Annotated in this window: 9 protein-coding genes; 2 read left to right on the top strand and 7 right to left on the bottom strand. The window is 59.6% G+C overall.

What is annotated here, in order from left to right; translation table 11 throughout:
• The first annotated feature begins 14 nt into the window (after positions 1 to 14).
• Positions 15 to 380 (top strand): hypothetical protein, encoded by a 366-nt coding sequence (locus tag HX790_RS17010; RefSeq protein WP_017136002.1) that lies wholly within the window; start codon positions 15 to 17, stop codon positions 378 to 380.
• 22 nt (positions 381 to 402) lie between these two features.
• Here HX790_RS17010 and HX790_RS17005 read toward each other — a convergent pair whose 3' ends face one another.
• From HX790_RS17005 to HX790_RS16980, 6 genes are all read right to left on the bottom strand, one after another.
• The gene (locus HX790_RS17005) at positions 403 to 2,298 is read right to left on the bottom strand and encodes a TonB-dependent receptor domain-containing protein (protein WP_017136003.1); all 1,896 of its coding nucleotides are present in this window, start codon (positions 2,296 to 2,298) and stop codon (positions 403 to 405) included.
• A 137-nt stretch (positions 2,299 to 2,435) separates the two neighbouring features.
• The gene (gene dxs, locus HX790_RS17000) at positions 2,436 to 4,334 is read right to left on the bottom strand and encodes a 1-deoxy-D-xylulose-5-phosphate synthase (RefSeq protein WP_017136004.1); all 1,899 of its coding nucleotides are present in this window, start codon (positions 4,332 to 4,334) and stop codon (positions 2,436 to 2,438) included.
• 110 nt (positions 4,335 to 4,444) lie between these two features.
• Complete coding sequence (locus tag HX790_RS16995) at positions 4,445 to 5,332, bottom strand: polyprenyl synthetase family protein (RefSeq protein WP_176991810.1); 888 nt, start codon at positions 5,330 to 5,332, stop codon at positions 4,445 to 4,447.
• A complete protein-coding gene (locus HX790_RS16990) occupies positions 5,329 to 5,571 on the bottom strand; it encodes an exodeoxyribonuclease VII small subunit (protein WP_003176346.1) in 243 nt (80 codons plus the stop codon). The genes HX790_RS16995 and HX790_RS16990 overlap by 4 nt, the downstream gene beginning before the upstream one ends.
• 150 nt (positions 5,572 to 5,721) lie before the next feature.
• Complete coding sequence (locus tag HX790_RS16985) at positions 5,722 to 6,090, bottom strand: MerR family transcriptional regulator (RefSeq protein WP_017136005.1); 369 nt, start codon at positions 6,088 to 6,090, stop codon at positions 5,722 to 5,724.
• Positions 6,029 to 6,673 (bottom strand): NAD(P)H-dependent oxidoreductase, encoded by a 645-nt coding sequence (locus HX790_RS16980; protein ID WP_026013600.1) that lies wholly within the window; start codon positions 6,671 to 6,673, stop codon positions 6,029 to 6,031. The genes HX790_RS16985 and HX790_RS16980 overlap by 62 nt, the downstream gene beginning before the upstream one ends.
• A 207-nt stretch (positions 6,674 to 6,880) precedes the next feature.
• Between HX790_RS16980 and HX790_RS16975 the strand changes: the two genes are divergently transcribed.
• Positions 6,881 to 7,912 carry a YhcG family protein gene (locus tag HX790_RS16975; protein ID WP_017136007.1) on the top strand — a complete coding sequence of 344 codons (1,032 nt, stop codon included), beginning with the start codon at positions 6,881 to 6,883 and terminating at the stop codon, positions 7,910 to 7,912.
• Between the two features lie 59 nt (positions 7,913 to 7,971).
• On the opposite strand, the gene HX790_RS16970 is transcribed toward HX790_RS16975, so the two are convergent.
• Complete coding sequence (locus HX790_RS16970) at positions 7,972 to 11,142, bottom strand: hypothetical protein (protein WP_017136008.1); 3,171 nt, start codon at positions 11,140 to 11,142, stop codon at positions 7,972 to 7,974.
• Positions 11,143 to 11,395: the final 253 nt, after the last annotated feature.

The raw sequence follows: 11,395 nt of genomic DNA, 5'->3' as shown, positions 1-11,395 counted from the left end.
ATCAAGGACACATCATGCGTTATCTATTGGCGATGGCCGGCGCCGCTTTCGCATTGGCGCTTATAAGCGGGTGCGATATTTCCCAAAGAATTTCCGAACTGCGGACCTTTGGTAATCACCCTGTGGTGGACAGGACCGCAACGGTGGACAGCACCCAGCAAGACCTCCTCACTATCCAGAAACCTGCGAAAATCACTTCGATCCGTGGCGGCACCTCCCAGTGTTTTGATTACGCGTTGGAGCGCGATGGTAAAAGAGCCGACTATTTCGTCTCGTTCACCTCCCAGGGTTGGGCAAATGCCTGGGGCTACTCAACGTGCAGCAAGCAGGTGGCAGCAGGCGGCCTGACGTCTAACGAGCGGATCAAGAGGCAGTACTGACCATTGATAGTGCGCGCTGGCGTTACAGTTCCGGCGTCCAGGTCACTCCGAACAACAGCGCCCGGCCTTCTTCCCGGTAGCCGTATTGTTGGCCTTGATACTGATACAGCGCCCGGCTGTAGTCTTTGTTCAGCAGGTTATCGACCTTCATGTTCAATGTTACTTCACGGTTCACCGCCCAACTGGCGCGAAGCCCCAGCAACCCGTAACCACCCAACCGTTGCTGGTTTTTCGGATCATCGTAGCTGCTGCTTACCGCTTGCCAGCTGGCGCCGACGCCAAACTGATCGAATTGGCGATCCAGGTCCAGGCTCACCGTGCGTCTGGCGCGGCGGGCCAATGTGCGGCCAGTGTCGCGGTCGTGTGGGTCAATCATCGCCAGCCCAAGGCTGCCTTGCCAGCCGAACAGTTCTTGCTTGAGCGCTGCTTCGAAGCCATTGATGCGGGCCGAGCTGACGTTTTGTGGGCCGTCGCTGCCGAACACGATGGCGTCCTGAATATCGGTGCGGTACAGCGACGCCTCCAGGCGGCTGGTGTCGCTGAGCTGGCTGCGCCATTGCAGTTCATAGCTTTTGGAGGTTTCGGGTTTCAGGTTTGGGTTGGCGTTTTTGAAGCCGTATTCGTCCGGGTAATAAAGGTCGTTGAAGGTCGGTGCGCGGAAGCCTTCGCTGTAACTGAACAACAGGTCGTTATCCGGGTTCACCGGCAGGGTCAGGGTGCCGCTCCAGCTGGTGTGACCGCCGAATTGCTGGTTCTGGTCGCGGCGCAGGCCCAGCTCGGTGGAAAAATACTGTGTTTCAAAGCGGTGCTGGATAAACGCGGCGCGGTTCCAGCGGCTGTCTTCGGCGAGCACCGTACTGCTGTTGACCCGGTCTTCGTACCAGTCGCCGCCCAGGATCAGGCTGTTCTGATCATTGAGGGTCAAGTCGTTCTGCCAGGTCAGCGAGTCGCGGTAGGTGTTGAACACACTGCGGTCGTCGCTGAGTTTATCCAGGGTTTTTTCGCGGTTTTCGCTGTGACCCAGCTCCAGGCGAGACTTCCACGCATCGTTGATGCGCGCGTCGACATAGCTGCTGACGCTGCTGACGGTGAAGTCTGTATAGGGTTTTTGCTGGAAGCTCTGGTAGGTGAGCGAGTCATAGCGACCAAAAGGGTTGTCGAATTCGCTTTTGCCACGGTTATCCAGCACATTCACGCCAGCGTCGATCTCATCGGTGAAGGCATGGCTCAGGCTGAAACTGATGGCTTGGTTGCGATAAGCATCGTGGTCGCCATCGCTCGGGTACGACGTGCGTGTGCGGTTGATCCCCGCCGTGTCATCCAGACTGGCGCCAAGGCTGAAGCGGGTTTGCTGGTCGCCGCCGGACAGTCCCAGGCTGCGCTCCCACGTCTGATTGCTGCCAAAGCCCACGTGCAGGCGCGGTTGCAGGCCCGACTCGGTGTTGCGCCGGGTGAAGATCTGAATCACCCCGCCAATCGCATCGCTGCCGTAGATCGCCGAGCGCGAACCGCGCAACACTTCTACGCGCTCGATCTGGTCGATGTTGAGGTATTGCAGGTTGCTGGTGCCGGTGGTGGAGCTGCTGATGCGCTGACCATCCACCAACACCAGGCTCTGGGCGGTGGACGTGCCGCGCACATACACGTTGGTCACGCTGCCACGGCCACCACTTTGCGCCACCTGCACACCGGGCACACGGCTGAGCAAGTCGCTCACGCTGGTGGGTTGCAAGCGGTCGATGTCATCGCGGGTGAACACGCTGTTGGCGGCGCTGCTGTCGTTACGCGCCTGCACCTGGCGGTTGGCGCTGATCACCACGTTGGGGAGTTTGAGGGCGTCGTCGCGCTCGAAGCTGTCGGCCAGCACGGCAGTGGCGGGGAGCAACAGCAGGGGCAGGGCAAAGCGAAGGCGATTCATGGGCTGTCCATAGCATTGAGCAGCAATACAAAAACAATGTGGGAGCTGGCTTGCCTGCGATGCGGTCACCTCGGTTTTTCAGTAAGACCGAGGTGATGCTATCGCAGGCAAGCCAGCTCCCACATGTTATGAGTGTTTTACAGGCCCAGCAGCGCCATGCGCGCGCGCACCGAAGCCTCGATCCCGGCCTCATCCAGGCCACATTCGGCCAGCATCTGCGCCGGTTTGGCGTGTTCCACATACACATCCGGCAAGCCCAGGTGCAGCACCGACTTGAGGATGTTCTCCCGCGCCAGGAACTCACTGACTGCCGCACCGGCGCCACCCATGATGGCGTTTTCTTCGACGGTCACCAGCAGTTCATGGCTGGCGGCGATTTCACGCACTAAGGTCTCATCCAGCGGTTTGACGAAGCGCATGTCGACCACGGTGGCGTCGATTTTCTCGGCGACCTTAAGGGCTTCGGCCACTTGCACGCCGAACACCAGAAACGCGACCTTGCTGCCCTGGCGGCGCACGATGCCTTTGCCAATCTCGATCGGCTCGAGGTTTTTCTCGATTACCGCATTCGGGCCGTTGCCGCGCGGGTAGCGCACGGCAGCCGGGCCGTTGTACAGGTGGCCGGTGCTGAGCATCTTGCGCAGTTCGTTTTCGTCGCTCGGGGTCATCACCAGCATGCCGGGGATGCAGCGCAGGTAGGACAAATCGAAGCTGCCGGCGTGAGTCGGGCCGTCTTCGCCGACCAAACCTGCGCGGTCGATGGCGAACAGCACGTCGAGGTTCTGCACCGCCACATCGTGAACAAGCTGGTCATAGCCGCGTTGCAGGAAGGTGGAGTAAATCGCGACCACCGGCTTGGCGCCTTCACAGGCCATGCCGGCGGCGAAGGTCACCGCGTGTTGCTCGGCAATTGCCACATCGAAGTAGCGCAGCGGGAAACGCTCGCTGAATGCCACCAGGTCGGAGCCTTCCTTCATCGCTGGGGTGATGCCCACCAGGCGCGGGTCGGCGGCGGCCATGTCGCACAGCCATTCGCCAAACACGCCGGAATACTTCGGCCCGCTGGCTTTTTTCGGCGCAGCGGCGGGCGCATCCACGGGTTCGAGCTTGGTGATGGCGTGGTAACCAATCGGGTCGACTTCTGCCGGAGCGAAGCCTTTGCCTTTTTTGGTGACGATATGCAGGAACTGCGGGCCCTTGAGGTCACGCATGTTGCGCAGCGTGGCGATCAGGGTCGGCAGGTCATGGCCGTCGATCGGGCCGATGTAATTCCAGCCCAGCTCTTCAAACAGGGTGCCGGGCACCAGCATGCCCTTGGCATATTCTTCGGTACGCCGGGCAATTTCCCACGCGCCGGGCAGGCGCGAGAGCACCTTCTTGCTGCCTTCGCGCATGCTGGCGTAGGTGCGGCTCGAAAGGATTTTTGCCAGGTAATTGGACAGGCCACCCACATTGCGCGAAATCGACATGTCGTTGTCGTTGAGGATCACCAACATATTGGCGTCCACTTCCGGCGCGTGGTTCAGTGCTTCAAAGGCCATGCCGGCGGTCAGCGCGCCATCACCAATCACCGCAATCGCCTTGCGATCGCTGCCTTGCAGGCGGGCGGCAATTGCCATGCCCAGCGCGGCGCTGATGGAGGTGCTGGAGTGGCCGACGCCAAAGGTGTCGTACTCACTCTCGGAGCGGCGCGGGAAGGCGGCCAGGCCGTCCTTCTGGCGCAGGCTGCCCATGCGCTCGCGGCGGCCTGTTAGGATTTTATGCGGATACGCCTGATGGCCCACGTCCCACACCAGCCGGTCGTCCGGGGTGTCGAACACGTAGTGCAAGGCGATGGTCAGCTCGATGACGCCCAGCCCGGCACCGAAATGCCCACCGGTCTGGCCGACCGTGTAGAGCAATTCCAGGCGCAACTCATCGGCCAGGGTTTCCAGCTCGGCTTCACCCAGTCGACGCAGGCCGACCGGCGTGACAGCACGGTCGAGCAGGGGCGTGGACGGGCGCTTGCGGGGAATCTCTTGAAACGTCGTGGGCATCAGGCGAATCGTTATAGGTATAGAAGAGGCGGCAGTTTACCTCAAGCGGTGCAAACTGCCCACGCAGGGCGCCGAACTTGGCCGATATGCGGCGCGAAAGGCCGCGGTTATCAGTGGCGGCGTTCGACGATATACCGCGCCAGGTCGCGCAGTGGCTCGGCCGCCGCGTCGAAAGGTCGCAGGGCGTCCAGGGCCTGGTCGCGCAGTTCCAGGGCGTAAGCCTTGGCGGCATCAAGGCCCAGCAACGCCGGATAAGTCGGTTTGTCCCGGGCGATATCCGCGCCTTGGCGTTTGCCCAGGGTGGCGGTGTCACTTTCCACGTCGAGAATGTCGTCCTGCACCTGAAACGCCAGGCCGATGGCCCGGGAATAGGTCTGCAGGGCCGCCAATTGCGCAGCTTCGGCGCGGCCACTGGCCAGGGCGCCCAAGTGTACGGCGGCTTCGATCAGCGCGCCGGTCTTGTGACGGTGCATATGTTCGAGGGCTTTTTGGTCGAGCTTGAGGCTGACCGAACCCATGTCGATGGCCTGCCCGCCGACCATACCGGCCGGGCCTGCGGCCAAGGCCAGGGCCGTGACCATGCGCAGGCTGATCTCGGCATTCACGCTGTTCAGGCGTGGGTCCAGCAAGGCGCTGAACGCCAGGCTCTGCAAGCCGTCACCGGCGAGGATCGCGTAGGCTTCGTCAAAGGCTTTATGGGTGGTGGGCTGGCCGCGACGCAGATCGTCATCGTCCATGGCCGGCAAATCGTCATGCACCAGGGAATAGGCATGAATCAGTTCAACCGCACACGCCGCGCCATTGGCGTGCTCGGCCGGCGCACCCAGGGCTTCACAGGCCGCATACGCCAGCAGCGGGCGCACACGTTTGCCGCCGTTCATCACGCTGTAGCGCATGGCTTCATACAAGCGCTTCATCTCCGGGCCTGGCGCTACGAACAAAGGTTCGAGCGCCGCATTGACCCGGGCCTGGCTGCTGGCCTGATACGCACCGATCATTCGGGCTGTTCCGCATCGAAAGGTTCTTCGGCCAACTCCCCGTCGCGCTCCAGCAACACCTGCACCTTCTGCTCTGCCTGCGCCAACGCGCTCTGGCAGTCGCGAGTCAGGCCGATGCCTTGCTCAAACGCCGTCAACGAGTCTTCCAGCGACAACTCGCCGTTCTCCAGACGCTCAACCAGGGTTTGCAGGTCGGCGAGGGATTGTTCGAAATCGAGTGCAACTTTTTTGCGGGCCATGGCGGCTAATCCGGTAGACGGTAAACCGGCGCGACACTAGCAGACATGGGGATTCTGGGCAAATGAGCGGGGCTGTCACTGGTCTGCCGTTGAGCCGAATAAAATGCTTATTCGGCTCATTTCGTGAGCCGATTAGGCATTTTATTCGGCTCAGCGCATACCGCAGTATTGCCCCTGTGCGTCCTTGAGCTGCGCTTCAAATGCCATCAACCCGGCCTGCATTTTCTGCAGCCCGGCAATCTGCCCGGCCAGTTCGCACTTCTTGCTGGCGATGGCCTGGTCTGCCCTTTCCCAAGGCAACGCATCGCCCTCGTGCCCGTGCAAAATCCCCTGCAACTCCTTGAGCTTGAACCCCAATTGCTGAGCGCATTTGATCAGCGTCAGCAACTCGACACTCTGCGCCGAGTAAACCCGATAACGCCCTGCACGCTGTGGCGCTGGCAGCAGGCCAATCGCTTCATAATGACGAATCGCCTTGATGGTCGTGCCCGACAACTGCGCGGCTTTGCCGATGTACATGAAAACTCCTTTTTTCAAATAGTGCGCCGACCTGTTTCAGCCACGTGTCGCGCTGCGTTGCGGTTGATCCCAGTACAGGTCCGAACATCAGCGTCTTGGTCGGCTTGATGCCGCAAAAGGCCAGGGTCGTGCTGCGCATCTGATGAATGCCCGGCATGCGATAGACCCAGCGGTAATACCACGTCGGCGTGTCCAGGGTCACCAACAAATGGGCGGTGCGGCCCTGCAGCAGCTTATCCGGGAAAGCCTTGCCCTTACGGTATTTGAAGGCAAAGCCGGGTAGGAAAATACGGTCGATGAAGCCTTTCATCAATGCCGGGATGCCGCCCCACCAGATCGGGAAAACCCACGCCAGATGAGTCGCCCAGAGGATATCGGCTTGGGCGCTGAGCAAATCGGGTTCCAAGGCTTGGGGCAGGGCATAGCCGTTATGCAGGACCGGGTCGAAAGCCAGTTCGCCTAGCCGCAGGACGCGTACCTCGTGGCCGGCGATTGTAGCCGCGTGGATGTAGGTATCAGCGACGGCTGAGCAGAAACTGGTGCTGGAGGGGTGGCCGAGAATGAGCAGGATGCGCTGAGTCATGGTGCCGAAGCCTGAAAGTGGGCCTTTCAGGGTAGGGTGTGCTGTATAGGGGAGAGTCAAGGCACGGCCCAGCAATGCGTCGATTTGCAAAGGCCAGCAGGACGTTTCTGTGATCTGTGCAAGGCCCTTCCTGAAGCGCTCGCGGCCTCTTGTGACGGTAAAAACCACTGACTAGCCTGTGCCTCTCCAGTCAAGAGTGAAACGGGCATGAGCGAAACCTCCATCGGCTTGATCACGCCTCCTGTGGGCTACAGCGACTGGTTGAGCGACCTTAAACTGCGCATCCATACGGCCCAGCAGCGAGCAACGCTGGCGGTGAACCGCGAACTGGTGCTGCTTTACTGGCAGATCGGCCACGATATTCTGACCCGCCAGGCCGCGCAGGGTTGGGGCAGCAAGGTGGTTGATCGCCTTGCCCAAGACTTGCGCGCGGCCTTCCCCAAGATGAAGGGCTTTTCGCCGCGCAACCTCAAATATATGCGCGCTTTTGCCGAGGCGTGGCCGAATGCCGAATTTGTGCAACAGGCTGCTGCACAATTGCCGTGGGGCCACAATGTGGTGCTTCTAGACAAACTCCCCGGCCCCGAAACGCGCCGGTGGTACGTCGCCCAGGCAATTGAACACAACTGGTCACGTAGCACGCTCGTGATGCAAATCGAGCATCGCCTGCTGGAGCGCAGTGGCAAGGCCGTCAGCAATTTTGAAGACCATTTGCCCAAGCCCCAATCCGACCTGGCGCGCGAATCGCTCAAGGATCCTTATCGCTTCGACTTCCTCAGCCTGGCTTTGGATGCGCAGGAGCGCGATATAGAAAACGCGTTATTCAAGCACGTCACCGACTTCCTGCTTGAACTGGGCGCCGGCTTCGCCTTTGTTGGGCAGCAGGTGTTGCTGGATGTAGGCGGTGATGAGTTTTTCGTCGACCTGTTGTTCTATCACCTGAAGCTGCGCTGCTACGTAGTGATCGAACTCAAGACAGGCAAGTTCAAGCCCGAACACCTCGGCAAGCTGAGTTTTTACCTGTCGGCAGTGGATGCTCAGCTTAAACACCCACAGGACGGTCCCACCATTGGCCTGTTGTTGTGCAAGAGCAAAAATGAAGTGGTGGCTGAATACGCATTGCGCGACAACAACCGGCCGATCGGCGTGGCGGAGTATCAGTTGGTGGAGTCTTTACCGGCAGAGCTACAAACCAGTTTGCCAAGCATTGAGCAGATTGAGCGGGAGCTGGCGGGTTAGGTGCGTTTAACCGTTACAGCCTGCCGTTCAGGCAGGCTGCAACCGTTGAGTGGATAAAATCAGGCCCTTTCCTGCTTGCCCGCATCCATGTCCGTGCTACCCCAGGGCCGCCAGTCATCGGTATGCCGTTCACTGCCATGGGGGCCGCTGGAGCTGGTGCCGCCGGCCAGGAATTTTTCCCACAAGTTCTTGCTGTCGGGGTCGCTGTCCTTGTGCAGGTAGGGTGCCAGCCGCGTCAGGGAGCTGCCTTTTTTGTCTTCGGTTTCCTTGAAGTGTTTCCATTCGTCCGACTGGTACTCGAACATCGATTTGTCGTCCGGCGTGTCGCGACCGCCGTACATATAGGTGGCATAACGCGCGTATTCGAGCTTGTCGCCCCAGTCGTCCCTGGTCACGCCGGCAGCGGCGAGGTCTTTGAAAAACTTGCCTTGGGAGTCGGTGAGCTTTTGCATTTTGGCATGCTCGACCGCCTCTGCGATCAAGGTGCCTGCCACCCCGAAGATCACACCGGCCACGGCGAAAACCGGGCCAGCAATACGGGCGCCGATGGCGAGCCCGCGTACCACGGTGGCGGCAACATCACCGGCCAGTTTGCCAGCCAGGTGAGCGCCTTTGGGGGCGAACATCGCGATGGTATTGGCAATGGCCATACCGGTACCGGATGCACCCCCGCCCAGGGTGAAGGCTGCGTCGGTTTTTTCCAGTGCGGTCTTGGCATTTTTGAGTTTGCGTGCGCCGGAAACGATGTCCATCACGCCGCCGGTCAAATCCAGGCCGGCGCCGCCCATAAAGCGCAGGAACGAGCGCCCGGAGGCGATCGCAATCTCGGATTTTGACGCCGGGCTACCTTTGCCGGGAATGTCCTTGACACCCATGTGTTCGCCAAGGGATTTGGCCGCGTTGTCGTACTCCTTGACCTCATCGGCCGACAGGTTGCCCACGTCGAGTTTCTTGAGGGTTTCGGACGACTCTTTAACCTGGGTGCTGATGGAGGCAGCCAGTGCGTCGGATTTTTCGGTGGCTTTCTTGCCCCAGATATCCGGCAGGTTCTCGTCGATCAGCCCCAGCCATTCAGTGGCTTTGATTTTTGCCGGGCCTTTGCCGTCTTTATCCACGTCAGGTTCATAGGGTTTAGTGCCTCCCAGGGTTTCCACAATGTTCGAACCGAACTTGAGGAAGTCGTTGGTAAAGCTCAAACCGGCGACCAAGTCTTTGGCGGCGGCAATTTTCTGGTCGTCGGTCATGTTGCCGCCGCCATTGGCGAGCTGCAGGGCGCCGCTGACCAGGTTCATGGTGCCCGCCATGGCACTCAGCCCGCCGGTGGAACTGGCGGTGTGCAACACCGTCTTCAGGGAGCCGGCGGCCGCCTCGCGATTGGCGCCCAAGCCCTTCAATTGGGTGTCGACCACCTTGTCGATGGCTTTCGGGTCGCCGCTGGCGGCTGCGAGACGAATGGCCGCTGCGATCTGTTTGTTTTCGGCCGGCGTCAGCCCTTTGATATGGCCGTCGAGGATGTCGATCTCATCCTTCATCTTTTTGTACATGTCGTAGGTTTTGTCGCCCTTGTCCAGGCCACCGAGGACGGCGTTGATACCGCCCTTGATCATCGTGAACGAGGCTTTCAACCCACTTTCGGCATTTTCCGGCGAAACCTTGTCGGGGTTCTCCATGTAGGTGTTGAGCTGGTGCGTCATCATGTTCTGGTCAAATGTCTGACGGCGTGCGGTGTAACTGTCCGGTTCGAGGATGCGCAGCGATTCAAAATAACGGTCTACGTCTAACTCGGCCATTTCGGATTTCTTTGGGTCGCCCGAGTCATTCATGGCAATTACATAGTCTTCGAAGTTCAAGTTGGCATCACGCGTGCCGTCTTTGAACAATGCCGGGAACACTTGCTCGCGAACTTCATTCAAACGATCTTCCGACAAGCTGCCGACACTTTTCTTAAGTTCTGAATCGTAACGGTCTTTAATGCCTTCTTTGCCCATGAGTGTGGAGATTTCTTTGGCGAGTTTGTCCTCGTCGACCATCTCCTTGACGTCCTTGCCGTTCAACTTGGTCGGGCTCTTATCCGTTTCACGGTAAGTGCCGCTGCCCAGGTTGATACTCTCGGCGTAGCCGTACAGGTCATAGCCACTGTCGAGTGCGGCCTGGGCGTCCATCAGCTTGACGATCTTGGCTTCATCCGAGTCCTCGGTCAGCTTGCCGCTCTTGATGTCATCGCGGATGCCCTGCACAAAGTTCTCGGCCGTCTGGCCGCCCACGGTTTTGTCGTTGGGCAGCTCCATGTCCATCAGCCCTTCGGCGCCGAAGGTGGGGATGTTGTATTTGTCGCGCAGGGCCTGCACGTCCTGTGGCTCATCGGGTGGCGCGGCCTTGTCGGTGTGCGTCGCGTCCTTGACGTGCATCAGGTCGCCCTTGAGGCTTGAGTAGCCGTACTTGCCGAAATCCTGCAAGCGGCCGGCCTCGGTGCCGTGCCGGGCTTCTTTGTCTTTGGTGAAGCCATCAATGCTGTCGTTGTCTTTGTTACGCGCGTCATAACCGGTCAGCAACTTGCCGTTTTCATCGATGCTCACTACATGTTCCAACACCTGGGTGGCGCGGTACGCGGCGTCGGCGTCGGTCTCGAAGTCGCCCACTTGCTTCTTGAGGTTGTCCTTCACATCGCTCTGGTTTCCGAGGTTTTTCAGCAGGGGCGTGGCGTCGATAATCTCCTTGGCCGAACGCGTGTCACCGTCGGGGCGTTTCTGTTTGTCGCCCAGGTCCGACTTGACCACTTCGCCGCGCAGGCTCGAATACCCATACTTGCCAAAGTCCTGCAAACGGCCCGCCTCGGTGCCATGCCGGGCTTCGCCGTCCTTGGTGAAACCGTCGATGCTGTGGTTGCCGACCTCCTTGCCATCGGTGAGCTTGCCGTCTTCGTCGATGTATTCCACGTGCTCCAGCACCTTGGAGGCGCGATAGGCGGCATCCGCATCTTTATCAAAATCACCGACCTGCTTTTTAAGGTTGTCCTTCACCCCGCTTTGATTGCCCAGTTGGGCAAGCAGGGGCGTGTCATCGATGATTTGCTGGGCCGAGCGGGTGTCACCTTCGGGGCGTTTCTGGCTTTTGCCCAACTCGTCTTTGGGCGCGGCGGCGGCTTTTTTTACGGACTTTTCCCAGGCAGCGACAGAGCTCTTATTAGTGACCGCGGCGTCCTTTGGGGTCGTTTCTACCTTCGCTACCATGGTTATTCTCCTGATGTAAGTGTGGCCCGGCTATTTTTAAAGCGCGCAGGGCCGTACAACTTCCTGGTTAACTACCCGAGGCTGTTTATTTGATAAAAAGAGGGCGGCCTTAGTTGGTTGGCCGCTGTGTATGAATGCTGTGAATCGCAACGTCACGGAACTACGTTACGGAACTTAGCACGGAGTTTTGGCTGATTCGCAACGCCTTCACAACAATTCACAACGCCAAGGTGATTTCGGAACATTTATGCAG

It is taken from the genome of Pseudomonas sp. IPO3747 (assembly GCF_013385245.1).
In the GTDB taxonomy this organism is placed as follows: domain Bacteria; phylum Pseudomonadota; class Gammaproteobacteria; order Pseudomonadales; family Pseudomonadaceae; genus Aquipseudomonas; species Aquipseudomonas edaphica.
The sequence above is the reverse complement of the archived record's forward strand: the minus strand, read 5'-3'. Positions and strand labels throughout refer to the sequence as shown.